Below are 20,681 nucleotides of genomic sequence, written 5' to 3' on the forward strand. Positions count from 1 at the left end.
CCACCGCGAAGACGATCCACCGCAACCACGACCGCGCGGACGACCGCGCTCTGCCGGCACCTGTGGACAAGGCCCCTCCCATGCCGTCGACGCCCGCCGGAACCCGCGACATGGCAGGACGCGGGTCCACCTCATCCACTCCCGGCTGGAACGCCTGGGCGGGGACTGAAATCCTCCGCGACCGGCGGGTCCTGGGGAACAGGTGCCGTACACCTTGGCCGGAACCACCGAACCGCCGGACCTTCAAACGGAACGCCCGCTGCCCGGTCCGGCCGCCACCGCCGCGTTGTCCTGTCAGGGACATGTCTTGGCGCGTGCTCCCGGGTGCCTCTAAGCGGAGTCGTGGAACCGCCGGACACCCGGTTCCCACTTGGCCGGAACCGTACGGCCGAAGTGACGGAAATCGGTGAACCGGTAGAGCTCAGCCAGGCCTTCGACCGTGTCGACGGGCAGCGACTCGTGGTTACGCCGGGCGATCTCCAGCAGCGTCTCCGGCTGGATCGACCCCTCCAGATGCACATGCAGTTCGATCTTCTGCGTCGTCATGTGCGGGAGCCTTGAACGGATCGGACAGGTGTCCGCCCGGCGGCCGACTGCGTACGGAGCGGACCGTCGCCTTGCTGGACAGGAGGCCGAAGCGACGAGCAACGGAACGGTGGGACCGGCACACCCGCACGCGGGGAGCGGACTGCACCATGTCCCCCACACGAGCACGGCTCCGAGGTCGACCCACCGAGCGAAGCCAGGCCCGACCGATCCACGGATATGGACAGTCGCTCGGTACTGGGCCGGTGGTGGCGGCGGGGGGTGTGGCTAGGGGGTGTCGGTGGCGATCACGGTCCATGCCTTGGCCGAGGTGTCGTCCAGCCGCAGGTCGAAGGTGAAGGCGATCGGCCTGCGCTTGTGCGCGTCACCGCGCAGCACCTGTTCGGTGCGGCGGTCGACTTCGTAGTAGACGCCCTGCGCGTCGACCGCGACGCGGAAGACGACCGGCTCGCGTGAGACCAGCGAGCGCACCGTGACGGACGTGACGGTGGCCTCGCGCAGGACGGTCCGGCGGGGCGTGCGGACGGGGGTGAAGTCGAGGCTGCCGTCGTTCATGACCCATTCCTCGAGGAACCGCTCGACGGCGACCTCGAGAACCGCTCTGTCGAAGCGGCCGTCGAGGACGCTCAGATCGCCGGCGGCGGTGTCGGCGTCCGTGCTCCACGAGATGTTGGTGAGGGAGAGGACATCGCTCGCCCCGGTGACCGTGCTCTTCTGCGCGACCTCGAGCACCGCGTCCCGGGCGACCTCTTTCTGGTCCCAGCCGTCGGTCTCGATGGCGCTGCTCAGGTGGTGCGCTCCCTCGCCGGCCTGCTCGAGTGAGGACACGATCCACTCGCCGGCCGCGCTCTTGCGCAGTGTCCAGTACTCGACCGGGCGCGTCGAGCCGTCCTTGCGCACGGCCTGCCGGCCGTCGCCGCTGCGTACGTAGTCGCGGAGCGTCGCGGTGATCCGGAAGGTCACGGTGTCGTTCAGCTCGCCCGCCCGGTTGGCGACGTGGACCAGCTCGACCACCGGACCGTCGACGATCTCCACGACGTTGACCTCGCCACGCGATTCGTAGTCGCGCAGCTCCTCGGCCCACTTGCCGTACAGCACGGGGGACAGGATCTGCTGCAGCGTGGCGTGGTCGTGTCCGGTCCAGGCCCGCTGGGCCGTCACGTACAGCCACACGGCGCGGCGCTCGAGTGCCGCGCGGTCGAAGGTCGCATCGGTGTCGGCGATGGCATCGACCCGGGCCGAGACCCGGGCGGCGCGCTCGCGCGCCTGGGTGTCCGCGCGGTGCGCCGTGCGGTCCGAGACCGTGTTCAGGTCGCCTGCCAATGCCGCCTTGCGGCGCCGGGACCTGAGCCACAGGATCAGCAGGACCACGGCCACGATCACCAGCACGGCGACGAGCCCACCGCCACCGGCTCCGAAACCGGTCCCGAAGCCGGTCCCGAAGCCGACTCCGGAGCCGCCGCCAGTCGACCCGTGGAAGTCGGCACCGCCGCCGCCATGGCCGCCCCCGCCCCCGCTGCCCCCGAACCCGTGACCGCCGCCCCCACCACGGGCATAGGCGGCCGTCGGGCTGCTCAGCGCGACGGCTCCCGCGACCACACATATCCACCGGCGGACGCGCACAGGGCCTTCCCTTCAAGAAACCGCAGATCTTCCGGACAACCGCAAGCGTACAAGCCGGGGGTGTGCGGGCAGCTCCGGGACCAATGGGCCGCCTTGCAGGGAGCGACGGCGGGCCCGCCGGGGCCGCGGGCCGTGGAACCGACGAGCCCAGCGGCATGGGGACTTCCAGGACGCGGACCAGGTGACGGCCGTCCTCGCCGCTGGCCGGACGATCCGGGCGGACCACCTGATCGGCGCCGACGGCGCCCGAAGCTTCGTCCGCTCCGCCCTCGGGATCGGCACCTCGGGCCCCGGCAAGCCGGGCCAGGCCAAGAACAACACCCTGTTCCGGTGGCTCGGATCCGACGACCCGGGCGTGACCTCAGGGCTTCCATCCGTGACCCGGTGAGCCTAGGGCGCCCCGTCGCCGGTGGCCGGCGGACCGGTTCGCGTCGGCTCGGGTCGGCCCGCACTTCGGTCGACCGGAGTGGACTGCGGCGGAAGGGCGCGGCGGTGGCGCACCGGGGAGAGGAAGACCGGCAGGAAGGCCGTCGCGATCAGAGCACCGCCCACCCACAGCGCGAGGTGCACGCCGCCCAGTTGGCCGATCGCGCCGGCGATCGCGGAGCCGACGGCGAGGGCTCCGGTGAGAAGGAAGCGGAAGGTGGCGTTCATCCGGCCGAGCAGGGGGTCGGGGGTCATCCGCTGGCGCAGGCTCACGCCGAGCACGTTGTCCATACCGATCTTGAACATGGCCAGGACCCAGCCGCACCCGGCGAGCCACAGCCAGGCCCCGTGGCCGGCCAGCGGCACCAGCAGGCCGGTCGGGGACAGCCAGAGGCCGGCCAGGGCGAGGGTACGGCCGTGGCCGAGTCGGGCGGCCCATGGGCGGGCGCACCGGGCGCCGAGCAGCAGGCCGGCCCCGCCCGCCGCCCAAAACAGGCCCAGGGTGCCTGCGGACAGGCCGAGTTCGCGCAGGAAGAGGAACGGGAGCGTGGTGTTGACGATCTGCGAGCCGAGGTTGGCGAGGGTGGCGGTGAGCGCGAGCGCCCGGAGTTCCGGATGGCCGAAGACGTGGCGCAGGCCGTCCGCGATCTGGTCCCGCAGCCGGGCGGGCGGTCCGGGGGCGGGGGAGGCCGGGGACCGGTGCAGTGCGGTGAGTTGCAGGGCGGAGGCGAGGTAGCACGCGGCCGTGGCGGCGACCGCCACCGGAGCCGTCAGCACCTGGACCAGCGCGCCGCCCGCGCCGCGCCCGGCGACGTTGCCGAGGGCGATCAGGCTCACCACGGCGGCGTTGGCCCGTACCAGCGCGTCCCGGCCGACGAGGTGCGGGAGCGCGCTCTGTGAGCCGATGTCGAAGAAGACGGTCGCGGCGCCGTTCAGCAGCACGACCACGGACAACTGCCAGACTGTGAGGGCGTGTTGCCACCAGGCGAGCGGTACGGAGGCGAAGAGCAGGGCGCGGGACAGGTCCGCGGTGATCAGCACCCCGCGGTGGTGCAGCCGGTCCACCCAGGCTCCGGCGGGCAGGCCGATGAGGAGGAAGGCGGCGGTGCCCAGCGTCCCGAGCAGGCCGACCACGGCCGGAGTCGCGTCGAGGGCGGATACGGCGATGAGCGGGACGGCGACGTAGCTGACGTTGGTGGCGAGCTGGCTGAGCATGGTCGCGGCGAACAGGGTGCGGAAGTCCGTTACCCGCCAGGGGGATTGGGTCGTCATCGTCACCTCGCGCCGGCCGGTGCGGGGGCCTTGCGCAGCCGGGTCAGCGCCACCCCGGCGAGTACGACGGCCATTCCCGCGAGGGTCCTCGGGCCGACGGGCTCGCCGAGGACGAGCGCGCCCAGCAGGATCGAGACCACGGGCAGCAGGTAGCCGACGGTGGCGGCATCGGTGGCGCCTTCGCTGGCGATGATCCGGTAGGTGAGGTGGAACGTCACCCCGGTGGCGAAGACCCCGAGCACGGCCGCGGCGATCAGCGGGGTCGCGCCGGGATGGGCTGGCGGTGAGCCGCCCGCGGGAAGTGCCAGCGCGGTCAGTCCGGTCGCGGCGATCAGCTGGGCGGCGGACAGGGAGAGGGTGGGCGTACCCCGGCCGACCAGGTGGCGCCGCATGTAGCCGAAGGCGATGGCGTAGCTCAACGAGGCGCCGAGGACGGCGAGGGCGCCCCAGCCCAGCGCCCGGCCGTGCTGCCAGGGCGCGAAGATCAGCAGCGTGCCGCCGAACCCGAGCAGGAGCCCGCCCAGGCGGAACGGGCCCGGGCGCTCGGTGCCGACGGCGAGACCGATCAGCAGCGACCACAGCGGAGTCGTCGCGCTCAGCACGCCGGCCAGGCCGGAGTCGACGCTCTGCTGGCCGAGGCTGAGCAGGGTGAACGGCAGGGCGTTGCAGAAGAAGGCGGCCACCACGATGTGCCGCCAGGTCCCGGCCGAGCGCGGCAGCCGCAGGCCCCGGGCGAAGCACAGTGCCACCAGGACGACCGCCCCCAGGGCGCAGCGGACGACCGTGACCTGGGCCGGCTGCAGGCCGTCCAGGGCCAGTCGGATCCACAGGAAGGTGGATCCCCAGAGCAGCGCGAGGATTCCCACGCGTGACCAGTACAGGCTTGCGGTTCTCATGGGAGGAACGCTGCCCGGGCCCATTCGACAGCACAAGCGAAAAGATCTTCAGGTCCGTTAAGCTGGGCTACATGATCGATGTGAGGCGCATGCAGGTGCTGCGGGCCGTCGTCAGCAGCGGCTCGGTCACCGCCGCTGCGGCCAACCTGGGGTACACCCCGTCAGCGGTGAGCCAGCAGATCGCGACCCTGGAGCGGGAGGCCGGGATCGCCCTGCTGGAACGGGCCGGCCGGGGCGTCCGTCCGACGGAGGCCGGACGGCTGCTGACCGAGCACGCCGCCACCATCAGCCGCAACGTCGCCGAGGCGGAGACCGCCCTGGCCGAACTGCGGGCCGGCCGGACCGGCCGGCTCTCCATCCGCTACTTCGCGACCGTCGGGGCCCGGCTGGTCGCGCCCGCCGTCGCCCGGGTGCGCCGGGAACACCCGGGGGTGCGGATCGACCTGCGGCTGCACGACCCCGAGGACCCGTTGGGCGAGGTGGCGGACGGCCGAGCCGACCTCGCGCTGGTGATCGGCGGCACCGAGGAACCGGCGCCGGGCGTCCGGACGGTCCACCTGCTCGACGACGCGTACGTGGCGGTCCTCCCGGCGGACCACCCGCTGGCCGCGAAACGTGTCCTCGACCTCGCCGACCTGGCCGAGGAGCCGTGGGTCGGCAGCGAGCCGCCGGGCCCCTGCCTGGAACCCGTGCTCCAGGCCTGCGCGGCCGCCGGTTTCAGCCCCGACTTCGTGGTGGACGGTCAGGACCATGCCACCGCCCGGGGTTTCGTCGCCGCCGGGCTCGGGGTGGCCGTGATGCCGAGGCTGGGGCTCAGCAGCCGCCACCCCGGCGTCGTGGTCCGCCGGGTGCGCCGCCCCGAACCGGTCCGTACCGTCCACGCCGCCGTCCGGGAGACCGCACTGGCCCACCCGGCGGTGCGCGGCCTGCTCGACGCGCTCCGGGAGGCGGCCGACCGGCCCTGACGGCTCAGCGCCGGGCGGTGCCGGGCGTGACCGGGCGGCACCGGCGGCACCGGGCGTGACCTGCCGGGACCTGCCGGGGGCGGCCACGGCCGGTACCGGTCGGCGAGCTCGCCGTCCGTTGGTACGAGGCCGTCGGCGTCCAGGACGGGGAGGACGTCGTCGAAGCCTCCGTGGTGAAGCGCTGCGCCAACACCTTCACCAAACTCGACCTCGACCCCGCCGAAGGCGACCGCCGCGTCCTGGCCGTCCTCACCCGCCTCCGTGCCGCACGGCCGGACAGGGCGGGAGGTCAGCGCTGCTCCCACTGCTCCTTCGTGATCTCGAACTGCACGCCGCCGAGGTCGGCGCCCTCGACCATCAGCATGTCGTCCGGGGTGGGGAGGGGATGGGAGAACGTCATGCCCACCTTCTCCATGACGTTGCGCGAACTGCGGTTCAGCGCCATCGTCGCGGCCCAGACCATGCGCAGGTCGAGCTCGCCGAACCCCTTGCGCAGCAGGGCCCGCGAGGCCTCGGTGGCGTAGCCCTTGCCCCAGGCCGCCTGCCGCAGCCGGTACCCGAGCTCGGCCTCGTCCTTCGGGCCGTCCTTCGCGGGTCGCAGACAGAACCAGCCGATGAACTCCCCGCCGTCCTTCTCGAACGCGGCGAACAACCCGAGCTCGCCGCCCCACCTCTCGTAGCCGGCGATGATGTTCGGCAGATGGCTCTCGCGGACGACCTCCGCAGGCGTCCCCTCCCCACCGGAGAGGAAGCGCATCACCGCCGGATCGCTGTCCAACTCGATCAACAGGTCCGCGTCGTCAGCAGTGAATCGGCGCAGCGTCAGGCGCTCGGTCTCCAGATAGATGGTCATGCAGCGGATCATTCACGAACCACCTGAGACCCTCAACGCATTTACGGGGGCCGTCAGGAGACACCACGGGCATCCTCGAACAGATGCGGGTCTGACGACCCATCGGGGCGGCCCACCTCCCTCCCGGGAGGCGGACACCCCGGCGCACCCCGGCGCACCCCGGCCGCTACACCCGGTTCGCGGCCTGCTTGACGGTCCGGATCACCGGCGCGGTCTCGACGTGGGTGACGGCCGGCAGGGCCGCGACCCGGGTGGTGAGGTACCGGTACAGCGCCCGATGGTCGGCGCAGACCACGCTGGCGTACAGGTTGGTCGGCCCGGTGGTGGCGCAGGCGAAGGCCACCTCGGGGTGCCCGGCCAGGGTTTCGCCGGCCTCCTCCAGGTGCGGGGGAGCGACCGAGAGCCACAGCAGGGTCCGGGTGCCGATGCCGAGCAGGCGCGGGTCGCAGTCGAGGTCCAGGTAGAGCACCCCGCGTTCGCGCAGCTCCGTCATCCGGCGCCGGACCGTCGTGGGTGACCAGCCGGTCACCGCGGCCAGCTGTTCGAACCCGGCGCGGCCGTCGGCGGCCAGGGCGGCGAGCAGCCGGCGGTCTCCGTCGTCGAGCCGTACCGGGCCGGGCCGGTGCGGCAGCGGGGGCGGGCGCAGCGCCTCGACGGCCGTGGCGTCCAGCGGGCCGAGTTTGGCGATCAGGCTGTCCGGGCCGCCGTAGAAGGAGTGCAGGACGGAGTGGGCGCTGACACCCTCGACGCGCGGGGTGCGGGGGAGCCGGGCCAGCAGCAGGGCCTCGCTGTCGGCGTCGGTCTCGGTGCGGACGGAGCAGGTGATCTCGGTGCCGCCGGAGGTGAGGCTCACCCAGGACGTGTCGGGGCGCCGGGCGAGCGCCTCGGCGACCGCGACCGACGCGTTGGGCGCGCAGCGCACGCGCAGCAGCCAGAGCACCGCGCCGAGCGCGGTCGGGTCGACGCCGCCGAGCACCCGCAGCGCGCCGGTGGAGCGCAGCGCGGCGTAGCGGCGGGCGACGGTGCGGTCCGACACCCCGAGGGCGGCGGCGATCGTGCTGAACGGGGCCCGGCCGTCGATCTGCAGGGCGTGGACGAGGCGGCGGTCCAGCTCGTCGTAGTCGGATTCCACCGTGCCGAGGGTAGTCGGCGTCGGATACCGGCACCATCGGGCCCCTCACTGGCCCAAGGCCCCCCGGCGGACGGAGCGTTGGTCCCGTCGCCAGGACGACCGGCCGGGACGGCCGGCCGACACCGCGGCCGGGAACCACCGGCCGGGACCACGGCCGGGAACGACCGGCCGGCTGGGCGACCGATCGGCGGAGCAGCCGATCGACGGAACCAGGGAGGAACCATGGACACCGACGTACTCGTGGTCGGCGCGGGCCCCACCGGGATGACGGCGGCCGGTGAACTGCTGCTGGCAGGGGCCAGGACCGTACTGGCCGACCGGCTGCCGGAGCGCAGCACCCTGTCCAGGGCGGGCGGCGTGCAGACCCGCACGCTGGAGGCGCTCGACCAGCGCGGGCTGCTGGCACCGCTGCTGGCCGGCGGGGACCACCCGGTCGGCGACGGCCACTTCGCGGGCATCCCGCTGGCGCCCGTCCAGGCCCCCGAGGCCGAAGCGGCCCGGACGGCCTTCCGCCCCCGGCAGCCCTGGCGCTCCGTCCCCCAGGTCGAACTGGAGGCCTTCTTCGAGCGCCACCTCGCCGATCAGGGCCTCCACGTCCGGCGCGACCACGAACTGGTTGGCCTCAGCCAGGACGAGGACGCCGTCACCGCGACCTTCGCCGACGGCCGTGCCGTCCGCGCCCGCTACCTCGTCGCCGCCGACGGCGGCCACAGCACGGTGCGGTCCCTGCTGAAGGCCGAATTCCCGGGCCGGGCAGGCACCTTGACCACCATCGCCGCCGATGTGCGGCTGAGCGGCGCCGACGGCCTGCCGACGCACCACCGCGCTGCCGACGGCGCCTGGGCGGGACTGTTCCCGCTCGGCACCGACGGCCGGGGCCGGCCGCTGCGCCGGCTCGCCATGGGCGGGCCGGGCCGGTCGCTGCCCAGGGACGTCCCGATCACCGAGGAGGAGATCCGCGACGGGCTGCGCGCCGTGTTCGGCGAGCGGGTGCAACTGCTCGAACTCTGCCACGCCCGCCGGATCACCAACGCGGCCCGGCAGGCCGCCCAGTACCGGCACGGGCGGGTGTTCCTGGCCGGCGACGCCGCCCACGTCCACCTCCCGCTCGGCGCCCAGGGCATGAACGGCGGCATACAGGACGCCTTCAACCTGGGCTGGAAGCTCGGCGCCGCCGTACGGGGCTGGGCGCCGGACGGCCTGCTCGACAGCTACCACGCCGAACGCCACCTGGCCGGGGCGCTGGCGCTGCGCAACGTCCAGGCGCAGAGCCTGCTGATGGACTGGGTGGGCACCCGCGACCCGGACGTGCTGGCCACCCGGGACGTCTTCGTCGAGCTGAGCGAACTGCCGGACGTGCGGCGCCACTTGGCCGCCCTGATGTCCGGAACGGCCATCCGCTACCCGATGCCGGACGGTGGCGACCACCCGCTCCTGGGGCGGCCCGTGCCGGACGTCGACCTCGGCCCGGCCCGGGTGTACGAACTCCTGCGGTCCGGGCGCGGCGTGCTGCTCGACCCCGAGGGCACCCTCGCCGAGGCCGCCGCGCCCTGGTCGGACCGGGTGGACCGGGCCGGCCGGGGTGCGCCCGTCGAGCCGATGCTGATCCGTCCGGACGGCCATGTCTGCTGGGTGGGCACCCCGGCGACCCTGCGGCCGTCCCTGGCCCGCTGGTTCGGCGCGCCCTCGGCCGGCTGAGCGTGACCGGGCCCGCCGGTCGCCTGGTGTTCAGGTGGCCGGCGGGTAGCCGCGGGCGCGGACGAGGTCGTGAACGAGGGCGGTGAAGGCGCGGGTGGCGGCGCTGCGGTAGGCGTCGGCGCGGTGCAGGAGGGTGACGGTGCGGGTGGGCAGGGGCGGGTCGAGCGGGATCCGGGCGAGCCGGGGGTGGTCGTGGGTGACGGCGTCCGGCAGCACGGTGGCGAGCGGGGTGCGCTGGACGACCTCGGTGAGGGCCTGGATGGAATTGGCCTCGACGGCGATGCGCGGGCTGACGCGGTGGCGGGCGAAGTAGTCGTCGATGTGCCCGCGGGTGGCGAAGTCGCCGCTGAGCAGGGCGAGTCGGTGCTCGGCGAGGTCCCGCACGGGCAGCGGGCCAGCAGGCAGCCGGCCGACGCCGGTGACCAGGGTGAGGGTCTCGGTGAACAGGTCGGTGGCGGTGACGCCGGGCGGGTGGGGGCCCCGGAAGGCGATGCCGAGGTCGAACTCGTCGGTCAGCAGGCCGGTTTCGATGCCGTCCTGGCTGGTCTCCCGCACGGTGAGGGTGATGCCGGGGTGCCGCTCGTGGAGTCCGGCGGCGAGCGGGCCGACGAGGTAGGCCGTGAAGGTGGGGGTGATGCCCAGGCGCAGTTGCCCGCGGGAGAGGTCCTGGACGTCGTGGACGGCGCGTTCGGCGGCGGCGAGGTCCCGCAGCGCGCGGCGGGCGTGGTGGGCGTAGGCCTGGCCGGCGTCGGTGAGGCGCACGGTGCGTCCGGTGCGGTCCAGCAGCTGGGTGCCCAGGGTCCGTTCGAGCTGCTTGATCTGCTGGGAGAGCGTGGGCTGGGAGATGTGCAGTTCCTCGGCGGCGCGGGTGAAGTTGCCGTGGTCGGCCACGGCGAGCAGGTAGCGCAGGTGGCGCAGTTCCAGAGCCATGGTCGAACTATAGACCTCATCGATGGAAACCATCGGTAGCAGCTCTTGGACTCTATACGCCCAGGTCATGCACAGTGGATCTCGCCAGGCCCCCCGGCCCGGCGCCACGAAAGGGAGTGATTCCATGCGTGACTTCGCCGACGGCATCGCGCACTTCCAGCGGGACGTCTTCCCCGGCAAGGAGGAGCTCTTCGCCCGCCTGGCCGGCCACCACAGCCCGCACACCCTGCTCATCGGCTGCTCCGACGCCCGCGTCGTGCCGGAGCTGATCACCGGGTCCGAGCCGGGCGAGCTGTTCGTCATCCGCACCGCCGGCAACCTGGTGCCCGCCTACACCCCCGGGGCCGACGGGGTCACCGCGAGCATCGAGTACGCCGTCGCCGCCCTGGGCGTCCGGGACATCGTCGTCTGCGGGCACTCCGCGTGCGGGGCGATGACCGCCCTCGCCCACGGCCACGACCTCAGCGGCGTCCCGGCCGTCGCCGACTGGCTGCGGCTCGCCGACGCCTCGGTGGCCCGGACCGCCACCGCCGGGGACGTCCCGGCCCTGGTGCGGCACAACGTGCTCGCCCAGCTGGCGAACCTGGCCACCCATCCGTCCGTCGCCCGGGCCCTGGCCGAGCGGACGGTCACCCTGCGCGGCTGGGTCTTCGACATCGCCACCGGGCGCGTCGAAGACCTCACCGCCGCCGACCGGACCGCACTCGCGGCCTGATCGCCCAGTCCCCGGGCCGCCCCGTCCGCGCGACCCGGACCCCTCGACCCGCGCGCTCCGCGCCACCGCGAAGCGCCGTCCACCCGAAGGAGCCCCCCATGGTGCACGCCCAGTTCGACCCCACCGCCCGCCAGGCGCTCGCCGTCGCCGCCGTCGACGCCAAGACCCGCAAGGACCTCACCTGGCAGCAGATCGCCGACGTGTCCGGCCTGTCGGTGGCCTTCACCACCGCCGCTGTCCTCGGCCAGCACGCCCTGCCGAAGACCGCCGCCGAGGCCGTCGCCGAGCTGCTCGGCCTGGACGAGGACGCGGCGCTGCTGCTGCAGACCATCCCCACCCGCGGCTCGATCCCCGGCGGCATCCCCACCGACCCGACCATCTACCGCTTCTACGAGATGCTCCAGGTCTACGGGACCACCCTCAAGGCCCTCGTCCACGAGGAGTTCGGCGACGGCATCATCTCCGCGATCAACTTCAAGCTCGACGTGAAGAAGGTCGCCGACCCCGAGGGCGGCGAGCGCGCCGTCATCACCCTGGACGGCAAGTACCTGCCGACCAAGCCCTTCTGACCCGCCCCTGCTGACCCGACTCCCGGTGGGGCGGGCCGCCGCCCGCCCCACCTCCCCCTCCACACCCCCGCCCGTCCCCGCACTCGCACCCGTACCGCACCTGCATCCGACCCGGAAGAGGCCACCGTGGACTTCGCCCAGCGCACCATCGACATCGCCCGCCAGAACGTCGCCGAGGGCGGCCGCCCGTTCGCGACCGTCATCGTCAAGGACGGCCGGATCCTCGCCGAGAGCGCCAACAAGGTCGCCCAGACCAACGACCCCACCGCGCACGCGGAGATCCTCGCCATCCGCGAGGCCTGCACCAAGCTCGGCACCGAGCACCTGACCGGCACCACCATCTACGTGCTGGCCCACCCCTGCCCGATGTGCCTGGGCTCGCTCTACTACTGCTCGCCGGACGAGGTGGTCTTCCTCACCACCCGCGACGCCTACGAGCTGCACTACGTCGACGACCGCAAGTACTTCGAACTCGCCACCTTCTACGACGAGTTCGCCAAGAACTGGGACGAGCGCCGGCTGCCGATGCGCTACGCCCCGAGCGAGGGCGCGGTCGACGTCTACCGCCTCTGGCAGCAGCGCAACGGCGGCGAACGCCGCGTCGCGGGCGTCCCGACCGGCCCGAGCGCCCCGAGCGCGGGCTGAGGCCCCGATGCCCCACGTGATCGAGAAGGTGGCCTGGATCCGGCTCGACGAGGGCCGGCTCCTCACCACCCGCACCCACGGCCGCGAGCTGTACTACCTGCCCGGCGGCAAGCCCGAGCCCGGTGAGACCCACCCCCAGGCGCTCGTCCGCGAGATCCGGGAGGAACTCGGCATCACGCTGGACCAGGCCACCGTCCGGCCGCTGCTGACCATCGAGGCCCCGGCCGACCACAAGGCCCCCGGCACCCTGGTCCGCACCACCTGCTACACCGCCGACCACGCCGGCACCCCCACCCCGTGCGGCGAGATCGCCGAGCTCGCCCACCTCACCCACGGCGACCACCCCCGCGCCAGCGCCACCACCCGCACCGCGCTCGACCACCTCGCCGCCCGCGGCCACCTCCTGCGCTGGTAGACCGCGCCCCGCCGGCGGGGCGTCAGCAAGGGGGACGTGGCTGCGAGGGACGTGCTGGACGGCCTCGGTGCGGGCCGCCGAGCGCACCCGAGCCGCCGAGCGCCCGCACCTCACCCGGCCCGGCCTCTCGCACCGGTTCCGGCTCAGGGCGGTCCGGGGGCGCCGGACGTCCGCGCGGACGGGAATGGCAGGCTGGGCCGGGAGTGGGCGTGCCAGGGCGAGGGGGAGCAGCGGTGACGGGTGGATCGGCAGTCCGGCGGGTGCCGCCGTTGGATCCGCAGGTGCGGGCGGCGGTGGAGGCCGCCGGTGGGCGGGCGCGGGAGGCGCTCACCCCCGAGGGCCTGGCGGCCTGGCAGGAACGGGACGCGGCCGTCCGGCCCCGGCCGACGCTGGAGCGGCTGCGCGACGGCGGCCGGTTCGAGGTGGCGGAGCTGCGGGTACCGGGGGCCGACGGCGAGGTCACCCTGGTCAGTGCCCGGCCCGCCGGCGTCCGCGAGGCGCTGCCGGTGCTCTACTACCTGCACGGCGGTGGAATGGTGACGGGCAACGCGTGGTCCGTCCTGCCGCGGCTGCTGCGCTCCTGGGCACTGCCGCTGGGGCTGGCGGTGGTGTCCGTCGAGTACCGGTTGGCGCCGGGGACCCGCTTCCCGGGGGCCGTGGAGGACGCCTACGCCGGGCTCGGCTGGGTGGCCGGGCACGCGGACGCGCTGGGCGTGGACGCCCGGCGCCTGGTCATCGGCGGCAAGAGCGCCGGCGGCGGGCTCACCGCGGCCCTGGCCCTGCTGTCCCGGGATCGTGGCGGTCCGGCGCCGATCGGCCAGCTGCTGATGAGCCCGATGCTCGACGACCGGGGCGACACCTTCTCCAGCCACCAGATGGCCGGCCACGACACCTGGGACCGCGCCTCCAACGCCACCGCCTGGCAGGCCGTGCTCGGCGACCGCTACGGCGCCGCCGACCTCCCGCCGTACGCGGCCCCGGCCCGCGCCACCGATCTGTCCGGGCTGCCCGCCGCGTACGTCGACGTGGGCTCCGCCGAGACCTTCCGGGACGAGGGCGTCGCCTACGCCGACGCGATCTGGCGGGCTGGCGGCGAGGCCGAACTGCACGTGTGGCCCGGCGCCTGCCACGGGTTCGACACCCTCGCCCCGGACGCGGCCCTCGCCCGGGACGCCCAGGAGGCCCGCACCCGCTGGCTGCGGCGCGTCCTCCAGAGGTGAAACCGCGGGCCGGCTACGCCCCGCTGTCCGTGCGCTCCTCGGGGCGGCCGGGCTCGGCCCAGCGGGTGTGGTAGCTGCCCGGCCGGTCGGTGCGGCGGTAGGTGTGGGCGCCGAAGAAGTCGCGCTGTCCCTGGATCAGGGCGGCGGGCAGGTGCTCGCTGCGCAGGGTGTCGTAGGAGGCCAGTGCGGCGGAGAAGGCCGGTACCGGGATGCCGTGCTGGGCCGCCGCGGCGACGACCGTGCGCCAGGCGGCCTGGGCGTCGGCGATCTCGGTGGCGAACTGCTTCTCGGCGAGCAGGCTGACCAGGTCGGGGTTGTCCGCGTGGGCGGCGCGGATCCGGTCCAGGAAGGCGGCCCGGATGATGCAGCCGCCGCGCCAGATCTTCGCGACCGCGCCGAGGTCGATGTCCCAGCCGTACTCGGCGGCCGCGTCGCGGATCATGGTCCAGCCCTGGTCGTAGGCGATGACCTTCGACGCGTACAGCGCCTGCTCGACGTCCCGGGTGAACCGGTCGGCCTCGTGCGGGCGCATCTCGTGCACGGTGCCGCCGGGCAGCGGGCGGTAGGCCGCGCGCAGTTCGGCGCGGGAGGAGGCGACCCGGGCGAAGGTGGCCTGGGCGATGGCGGTGACCGGGGAGCCGAGGTCGAGGGCGGTCTGTACCGTCCAGCGTCCGGTGCCCTTCTGCTCCGCGGCGTCCTGGACGATGTCGACGAAGGGCTTGCCGGTGTCGGCGTCGGTGTGGGCGAGGACCTCGGCGGTGATCTCGATGAGGTACGAGTCCAGGCGGCCCTGGTTCCAGCGCCGGAAGATGTCGGCGATCTCGGCCGGGGCGTACCCGCCGACCTCCCGCAGCAGGTGGTAGGCCTCGGCGATGAGCTGCATGTCGGCGTACTCGATGCCGTTGTGCACCATCTTCACGAAGTGCCCGGCGCCGTCGCTGCCGATGTGGGTGCAGCACGGCTCGCCGTCCACGTGGGCGCTGATCTTCTCCAGCATCGGGCCGAGCACGGTGTAGGACTCGGCGGAGCCGCCGGGCATGACCGAGGGGCCGAGCAGGGCGCCCTCCTCCCCGCCGGAGACGCCGCTGCCGACGAAGTGGATGCCGCGCTCGCGCAGCGACTTCTCCCGGCGGCGGGTGTCGGCGAAGTGGGCGTTGCCGCCGTCGATGATCATGTCGCCCGGTTCCAGCAGCGGCGCGAACTCCTCGATCACCTCATCGGTGGGGCCGCCCGCCTTCACCATGATCAGCAGCCGGCGCGGCCGTTCCAGCGCGGCCACGAAGTCCTGCGGCGACTCCGCCGGGACGAACCGGCCCTCGTGGCCGAACTCCTCGACCAGGGCCCGGGTCCGGGCGGGGGTGCGGTTGTGCACCGCGACCGTGTAGCCGTTGCGGGCGAAGTTCCGCGCCAGGTTGCGGCCCATGACCGCCAGCCCCGTCACGCCGATCTGTGCGGATGCGTCCATGACCTGTTGCTTCCTTCCTCGGAGCCTCCGGAGAGCCCGCAGGCTCGTCCCGCGCGTCGTGCGGCGCCCGTCGGGACCTCGCAGCGGTACCTCGTGGCGCGCACGGAAAGACCGCCCCGGGCGGTCGGACTACAGGATCGCCGCCGGCGATGTGCCGCGCCCGGGGAGTTAGCCCGTTCGGGCCCCCGGGCACCGCTGCCGCTGGTGCGGCGGCGGCCATGGTGGTCCACCAATCCTCATGACAGCACAACGAGTTGGTGAGGGCAAGGTAAAATCGCGCGGCTCTCCGGGCAGGAGTCCGGCGTTGTTCATGTGCCGGCCGCCGCCGGTACACCGGGGCCTCCCACGCTGGGGGCGCACCGCCGCAGTCACCTCACCTCCCCCCCTCCACAGGAGACCTCTGTGACCCGTCGTTATGTCCGGCTGGCCGCCACCATCGGCGCCGCCGGAGTGCTGGCCGGATCCACCGTCGCCCAGGCCGCCGCCGCCGAGGAGGGCCGCGGCGCCCACGCCCAGCACGTCCTGCTGGTGTCGGTCGACGGCCTGCACCAGTCGGACCTCGCCCGGTTCGTGGCCGAGCACCCGCAGTCGGCGCTCGCCCGGCTGGTCCGCGGCGGTGTCGAGTACACCCACGCCAGCACCACCAACCCCTCGGACTCCTTCCCCGGCATGGTCGCCCAGCTGACCGGCGGTGGCCCCGGCACCACCGGCGTCTACTACGACGACGCCTACAACGCCGCGCTGCTCCCGGCCGGCACGACCGACTGCGAGAGCGCCAAGCCCGGCGCCGAGGTGGACCTCACCGAGGACCTGGACAAGAACAAGGACGCGCTCGACGCCGGCCAGGGCCTGCCCGGACTGCCCGGCTCCATCCTGCGGATGACCGGCCGCCCGCAGACCCTGATCGACCCGGCCAAGCTGCCCGTCGACCCCGACACCTGCAAGCCGGTCTACCCGCATTCCTACCTCCAGGTGAACACCGTCTTCGAGGTGGCCCGCCAGGCCGGGCTGCGCACCGCGTGGTCGGACAAGCACGCCGCCTACGACATCCTCAACGGCCCCTCGGGCGACGGCATCCAGGACCTCTTCACCCCCGAGATCAACAGCAACGCGACCGGCTACAAGGGCGACTGGACCAAGGACAACCAGGCCACCGAGCAGTACGACTCGTACAAGGTGCAGGCCGTCCTCAACCAGATCGACGGCTACGACCACAGCCGCGCGCAGAAGGTCGGCACCCCGGCAGTGTTCGGCCTGAACTTCCAGTCGGTCTCGACCGCGCAGAAGCTCGCCGGCTCCCAGGGCCTCCAGGGCGGCTACATCGGCAAGGGCGTGCCCGGCCCGCTGGTGGAGAAGAACCTGGAGTACGTCGACCAGCAGATCGGCGCGCTGACCGCCGAACTGCGCAAGCAGCACCTGGACGGCTCCACCACCGTCATCCTCTCCGCCAAGCACGGCCAGTCCCCGACCGACCCGGCCGCGCTCAACCGGATCGACGACGGCCCGCTGCTGGCCGGCCTCAACGCCGCCTGGAAGGCCGCCCACCCGGGCGCCGGCGACCTGGTCGCCCACGCCGTCGACGACGACGGCGTGCTGCTCTGGCTCAACGACCGCTCCGAGACCGCCACCGAGTTCGCCAAGAACCACCTGCTGGCGCAGAACGGCAACGGCGTCGACATCAACGGCAAGCCCCGCCCCTTCACCAGGAGCGGCGTCCAGAAGGCCTACGCCGGCGAGGCGGCCGCCGACTACTTCGGCGTCGAGCCCGGCGACCCCCGGGTGCCGGATGTCTTCGGCATCGCCCAGTACGGCGTCGTCTACACCGGCGGCAGCAAGATCGCCGAGCACGGCGGCGCCCACCCCGACGACCTCGACGTCCCGCTGGTCGTCTCCGGCGCGGCCACCCCGAACGGCGCCCGCCAGGACGCGAAGGTCGAGACCAAGCAGATCGCGCCGACCATCCTGAAGCTGCTCGGCCTCCAGCCGAACGCCCTGGAGGCCGTCCGCGAGGAGCACACCCGGGTCCTGCCGGTCCGCTGACGCCTGGTCCGCTGACGCCCGGAGCGCCGGCGTCGGGACGCCGATGACGGCGGGGGAGGGGCGCCCCCGCCGTCATCGTGATCGCCCTGCGCGGTCGCGGTCGCGCCCACGCTCGCAGGGCGGGTGGCGTTCACGTTCGGGTGGACCCGGCGAGCGGTCGAGTCGCGGGACGGGTGCTCAGCGCCTCGTCTCGTACCTGGTCAGGACCACGCCGCAGGGAAGCGTCCGCGTCTCCACCAGGTTCAGGTTCACCCAGCTGTCCAGCGCGGTGAAGAACGGCGTGCCGCCGCCCACCAGGACCGGCGCGGTGGCCAGTACGTACTCGTCGATCAGCCCGGCCCGCATGGCCGCCCCGGCGAGCGTCGCGCCGCCGACGGCCATCGGGCCGCCGTCCTCGGCCTTGAGCCGGGTGATCTCGGCGACTGCGTCGCCGGTGACCAGGCGGGTGTTCCAGTCGACCTCGTCGGTCGTCGAGGAGAACACCACCTTCGACATGTCCCGCCAGCGGCGCGCGAACTCGATCTGCGCCGGGGTGGCGTCGGGCTGCTGGTCGCCGGTCGGCCAGTAGGAGCTCATCGTCCGCCACAGCTTGCGCCCGTACAGCGACAGCTCGGTGGCCTGCACCTGGTCGGACCAGAACTGGAACAGCTCGTCGCTCGGCACGCTCCAGCCGATGTCGTCGCCGGGCGCGGCGATGTAGCCGTCCAGGGTCAGGTTCATGCCGTAGATCAGTTTCCGCATGGCGCCAGCCTTCCGTGAGTCGGTCCCACGCGTACGGACCGGCACGCCGCCAGGCCCGGTCCGCCGCTTGAATATTGCCGCGAACTCTGTCGTCACGTCAGGTATCGTCGCCCGTCGCCGAGTTCGCCCACCTGGAACGGACTCGGTTCCGAGCCTTGGAGGAACCATGGGAGAACCACGGATGGTGAACCAGCCCCGTCTGGTCCTGCTCACCGGCGCCGCCGGCCGCATCGGCAGCAGCCTGCGCGAACTGCTGCCCGCCCACGGGTACCGGCTGCGCTGCTTCGACCGCCTGCCGGTGCCCGGCGAACCCGACGCGATCACCGCCGAGCTGGCGGACGCCGAGGCGTTGGCGGCCGCGATGGAGGGCGTCGACGCCGTGGTCCACCTGGCCGGGATACCGGGTGAGGCGCCGTTCGCCGACATCCTGGCGGCCAACATCGACGGGACCTACCGGCTGTACGAGGCCGCCCGGGCCGCGGGCGTGCGCCGGATCGTCTACGCGAGCAGCAACCACGCGACCGGCTTCACCGAGCGCCCCGCCGACGGCAGTTCCGTACCGGTGGACGCCCCGCAGCGGCCCGACACCTACTACGGGCTGTCCAAGTGCTTCGGCGAGGACCTCGCCTCGCTGTACGCCGACCGGCACGGGATCGAGACCGTCTCGCTGCGCATAGGCTCCTTCACCCCCGAGCCCCGCAGCATCCGGATGCTCTCGACCTGGCTCAGCGCCGGCGACTGCGCCCGCCTGGTGCACGCCGCTCTCACCGGCCCGGTGGCCGGCCACACCGTCGCCTACGGCATCTCCGCCAACACCCGCGCCTGGTGGGACCTCTCCACGGCCCGGGCCCTCGGCTACCAGCCACAGGACGACGCCGAGGACTACGCCGCCGAGCTGATCGCGAAGCTGGGCGAACTCGCCCCCGACGACCCGGAGTACCGCTACCTCGGCGGCAGCTTCACCCAGGCCGGGCGCTGACGCGGATAGTTTCCTGCGCTCGCGGGGTCACTCCACGGCATCGAGCAGGATCCGCGCCAGTTCACGCGGCGTGGAGAACATCGGCCAGTGGCCGGTGTCCAGTTCGACCAGTCGCCACCGCTCGCCCTTCAGCAACTCGGCGACGTCGCCGCTCGGTTCGGCGCCGTCGAGCAGGCATTTGACGTACGTCGCCGGGAGCTGCGCCAGCGGTCGCTCCAGGACGGCCGGCTCGGTGAGCGTCGCACCGGGGTGCGGGGTGGAGCCGCCGACGATGCGGGCGATCTGCTCGTCGGCGAGCCCCTGCCCCTGGTAGTCGGGCGCGGTGAGCGGGGCCCAGAACCCGTCGTCGGTGAGTGCCGCCTCGAAGGCCGCCCGCCCCTGCCACCAGGCGGAGGCGAAGGACTCGCCGTGCGTCGGCACGTTGGAGTCGACGAAGACGATCCGCCGCAGCCGGTCGCCGATCCGCTCGGCGGCCTGCCCGACCGGGATGCCCGAGTAGCTGTGCCCGACCAGGACGACGTCCCGCAGCCCGAGCCGGTCGACCTCGCCCACGATGTCCCGCACGTGCGTCTGCTGCCCGGCCGGCACACCCCGGCGTTCCGCGAGCCCGGACAGCGTCAGCGGGTGCGCGCCGTGCCCGGCCGCCCGCAGCTCCGGCACGACGTCGTCCCAGGCCCACGAACCGAGCCAAGCACCCGCAACCAGTACGAAGTTCACCATGGCCGCACCCTAGCGGGGCGGACCGACAACCCGTCCGAACGGCGGGCAGCGCGCGGTTCCCGGACTCCTGAGCGCGGCAGAGTCCGAACCCGCTCGTCGCAGGCCAGGTGAAACGGCTCGGCAGGCGCTTTCGGTGGCGGCCAGGGAGGCGAGCAGGCGCAGGCCCTCCTCGGAGGGGGAGCCGGGTTCGGCGGTGCGGACGGTCAGATGGGGTCCGGGTTCGGCGGCCCATGCCTTCGACGGTACGGCCTGCCCGCCGCGCGAGGGACGTACTGGCAGTACACCCCTCGCCGGTGCCTCGCCCGCCGCCGGGAAGCGCGGTTAGCTGGAAGAAGGACCCGGGCGGCACCTGCCCCGGCCTTCCCCTTTCTCAAGGGCCTGCTCAAGCCCTGACCCCACTCTGGAAGGCAGTTCCATGCAGATCACCCGCAGCTCGACCGACACCCTCAAGGGCCCGGCCGACTGGTTCACCGGCGACGTCTACCTCGACGCCGTCGCCGCCGCGCCCGCGCCCTCGCGGGTCACCGCCAACCTGGTGCACTTCATGCCCGGCGCCCGCACCCACTGGCACCGCCACCCGCTCGGCCAGACCGTCTTCGTCACCGAGGGTGTCGGCCTGTGCCAGCGCCGCGGCGGACCCGTCGAGGTGATCCGGCCCGGCGACCGCGTCCTGTTCGAAGCCGGCGAGGAGCACTGGCACGGTGCCGCGCCGAACCGCCTGATGGTCCACCTGGCCATCAACGAAGGCGACGCCGACCACGACATCGTCCACTGGCTGACGCCCGTCACCGACGAGGAGTACGCCACCGCACCCGCCGCCGACTGAACCCT

At 73.4% G+C, this 20,681-nt stretch carries 21 protein-coding genes and 2 pseudogenes; 12 read left to right on the forward strand and 11 right to left on the reverse strand.

What is annotated here, in order from left to right:
- Positions 1–330 precede the first annotated feature (330 nt).
- Both BG452_RS41445 and BG452_RS41450 read right to left on the reverse strand, forming a co-directional pair.
- The gene (locus tag BG452_RS41445) at positions 331–546 is read right to left on the reverse strand and encodes a hypothetical protein (RefSeq protein ID WP_188309534.1); all 216 of its coding nucleotides are present in this window, start codon (positions 544–546) and stop codon (positions 331–333) included.
- Between the two features lie 267 nt (positions 547–813).
- The gene (locus BG452_RS41450) at positions 814–1,935 is read right to left on the reverse strand and encodes a Tim44-like domain-containing protein (RefSeq protein ID WP_317621482.1); all 1,122 of its coding nucleotides are present in this window, start codon (positions 1,933–1,935) and stop codon (positions 814–816) included.
- A 214-nt stretch (positions 1,936–2,149) separates the two neighbouring features.
- On the opposite strand from BG452_RS41450, the gene BG452_RS47475 reads away from it, so the two are divergent.
- Entirely contained in the window at positions 2,150–2,557 is a 408-nt protein-coding gene (locus BG452_RS47475) for an FAD-dependent oxidoreductase (protein ID WP_411293097.1), read from the forward strand.
- A 2-nt stretch (positions 2,558–2,559) separates the two neighbouring features.
- Here BG452_RS47475 and BG452_RS41460 read toward each other — a convergent pair whose 3' ends face one another.
- Complete coding sequence (locus tag BG452_RS41460) at positions 2,560–3,867, reverse strand: MFS transporter (protein WP_188309535.1); 1,308 nt, start codon at positions 3,865–3,867, stop codon at positions 2,560–2,562.
- Between the two features lie 2 nt (positions 3,868–3,869).
- On the reverse strand, positions 3,870–4,763 hold the full coding sequence (locus BG452_RS41465; RefSeq protein WP_188309536.1) for a DMT family transporter: 894 nt from the start codon (positions 4,761–4,763) through the stop codon (positions 3,870–3,872).
- A gap of 71 nt (positions 4,764–4,834) precedes the next feature.
- Between BG452_RS41465 and BG452_RS41470 the strand changes: the two genes are divergently transcribed.
- Positions 4,835–5,728, forward strand: a complete 894-nt coding sequence (locus tag BG452_RS41470) for a LysR family transcriptional regulator (RefSeq protein WP_188309537.1) — start codon at positions 4,835–4,837, stop codon at positions 5,726–5,728.
- 155 nt (positions 5,729–5,883) lie between these two features.
- Positions 5,884–6,003, forward strand: a pseudogene (locus tag BG452_RS46675) (DNA-binding response regulator); the annotation flags it as partial.
- Between the two features lie 14 nt (positions 6,004–6,017).
- On the opposite strand, the gene BG452_RS41475 reads toward BG452_RS46675, so the two are convergent.
- Both BG452_RS41475 and BG452_RS41480 read right to left on the reverse strand, forming a co-directional pair.
- The gene (locus BG452_RS41475; RefSeq protein WP_188309538.1) at positions 6,018–6,581 is read right to left on the reverse strand and encodes a GNAT family N-acetyltransferase; all 564 of its coding nucleotides are present in this window, start codon (positions 6,579–6,581) and stop codon (positions 6,018–6,020) included.
- Positions 6,582–6,747: 166 nt separating this feature from the next.
- Positions 6,748–7,713 carry an Lrp/AsnC family transcriptional regulator gene (locus BG452_RS41480; protein ID WP_188309539.1) on the reverse strand — a complete coding sequence of 322 codons (966 nt, stop codon included), beginning with the start codon at positions 7,711–7,713 and terminating at the stop codon, positions 6,748–6,750.
- A gap of 222 nt (positions 7,714–7,935) precedes the next feature.
- On the opposite strand from BG452_RS41480, the gene BG452_RS41485 reads away from it, so the two are divergent.
- Positions 7,936–9,411, forward strand: coding sequence for an FAD-dependent monooxygenase (locus BG452_RS41485; RefSeq protein ID WP_188309540.1), 1,476 nt, complete (start codon positions 7,936–7,938; stop codon positions 9,409–9,411).
- 30 nt (positions 9,412–9,441) lie between these two features.
- Here the strand turns inward: BG452_RS41485 and cynR are convergent, their stop codons facing one another.
- Positions 9,442–10,341, reverse strand: a complete 900-nt coding sequence (cynR, locus tag BG452_RS41490; protein ID WP_188309541.1) for a transcriptional regulator CynR — start codon at positions 10,339–10,341, stop codon at positions 9,442–9,444.
- A 124-nt stretch (positions 10,342–10,465) separates the two neighbouring features.
- Between cynR and BG452_RS41495 the strand changes: the two genes are divergently transcribed.
- The 5 genes from BG452_RS41495 (at position 10,466) to BG452_RS41515 (ending at position 13,905) form a co-directional block, all read left to right on the forward strand.
- Positions 10,466–11,056, forward strand: coding sequence for a carbonic anhydrase (locus BG452_RS41495; RefSeq protein ID WP_188309542.1), 591 nt, complete (start codon positions 10,466–10,468; stop codon positions 11,054–11,056).
- Positions 11,057–11,154: 98 nt separating this feature from the next.
- Positions 11,155–11,625 carry a cyanase gene (cynS, locus tag BG452_RS41500; RefSeq protein ID WP_188309543.1) on the forward strand — a complete coding sequence of 157 codons (471 nt, stop codon included), beginning with the start codon at positions 11,155–11,157 and terminating at the stop codon, positions 11,623–11,625.
- A gap of 126 nt (positions 11,626–11,751) precedes the next feature.
- The gene (locus BG452_RS41505; RefSeq protein ID WP_188309544.1) at positions 11,752–12,270 is read left to right on the forward strand and encodes a nucleoside deaminase; all 519 of its coding nucleotides are present in this window, start codon (positions 11,752–11,754) and stop codon (positions 12,268–12,270) included.
- A 7-nt stretch (positions 12,271–12,277) separates the two neighbouring features.
- On the forward strand, positions 12,278–12,685 hold the full coding sequence (locus tag BG452_RS41510; RefSeq protein WP_188309545.1) for an NUDIX hydrolase: 408 nt from the start codon (positions 12,278–12,280) through the stop codon (positions 12,683–12,685).
- 233 nt (positions 12,686–12,918) lie between these two features.
- Positions 12,919–13,905, forward strand: coding sequence for an alpha/beta hydrolase (locus BG452_RS41515; protein WP_317621483.1), 987 nt, complete (start codon positions 12,919–12,921; stop codon positions 13,903–13,905).
- A gap of 13 nt (positions 13,906–13,918) precedes the next feature.
- Here the strand turns inward: BG452_RS41515 and gndA are convergent, their stop codons facing one another.
- Positions 13,919–15,370: an NADP-dependent phosphogluconate dehydrogenase gene (gndA, locus tag BG452_RS41520; protein ID WP_188309546.1), complete on the reverse strand. Its 1,452-nt coding sequence runs from the start codon at positions 15,368–15,370 to the stop codon at positions 13,919–13,921.
- A 402-nt stretch (positions 15,371–15,772) separates the two neighbouring features.
- Here gndA and BG452_RS41525 point away from each other — a divergent pair, with 402 nt between their 5' ends.
- Positions 15,773–17,410, forward strand: coding sequence for an alkaline phosphatase family protein (locus tag BG452_RS41525; protein WP_317621484.1), 1,638 nt, complete (start codon positions 15,773–15,775; stop codon positions 17,408–17,410).
- Positions 17,411–17,587: 177 nt separating this feature from the next.
- On the opposite strand, the gene BG452_RS41530 is transcribed toward BG452_RS41525, so the two are convergent.
- The gene (locus tag BG452_RS41530) at positions 17,588–18,151 is read right to left on the reverse strand and encodes a dihydrofolate reductase family protein (protein WP_188309547.1); all 564 of its coding nucleotides are present in this window, start codon (positions 18,149–18,151) and stop codon (positions 17,588–17,590) included.
- A gap of 184 nt (positions 18,152–18,335) precedes the next feature.
- Between BG452_RS41530 and BG452_RS41535 the strand changes: the two genes are divergently transcribed.
- Positions 18,336–19,130: an NAD-dependent epimerase/dehydratase family protein gene (locus BG452_RS41535; RefSeq protein ID WP_188309565.1), complete on the forward strand. Its 795-nt coding sequence runs from the start codon at positions 18,336–18,338 to the stop codon at positions 19,128–19,130.
- 27 nt (positions 19,131–19,157) lie between these two features.
- Here the strand turns inward: BG452_RS41535 and BG452_RS41540 are convergent, their stop codons facing one another.
- Positions 19,158–19,850: an alpha/beta fold hydrolase gene (locus BG452_RS41540; protein WP_188309548.1), complete on the reverse strand. Its 693-nt coding sequence runs from the start codon at positions 19,848–19,850 to the stop codon at positions 19,158–19,160.
- A 9-nt stretch (positions 19,851–19,859) separates the two neighbouring features.
- Positions 19,860–20,078: pseudogene (locus tag BG452_RS46680) on the reverse strand (hypothetical protein); the annotation flags it as partial.
- A 187-nt stretch (positions 20,079–20,265) separates the two neighbouring features.
- On the opposite strand from BG452_RS46680, the gene BG452_RS41545 reads away from it, so the two are divergent.
- Positions 20,266–20,676, forward strand: a complete 411-nt coding sequence (locus tag BG452_RS41545) for a cupin domain-containing protein (protein ID WP_188309549.1) — start codon at positions 20,266–20,268, stop codon at positions 20,674–20,676.
- Positions 20,677–20,681 lie beyond the last annotated feature (5 nt).

This window comes from Streptomyces sp. CBMA123, assembly GCF_014596465.1.
In the GTDB taxonomy this organism is placed as follows: domain Bacteria; phylum Actinomycetota; class Actinomycetes; order Streptomycetales; family Streptomycetaceae; genus Kitasatospora.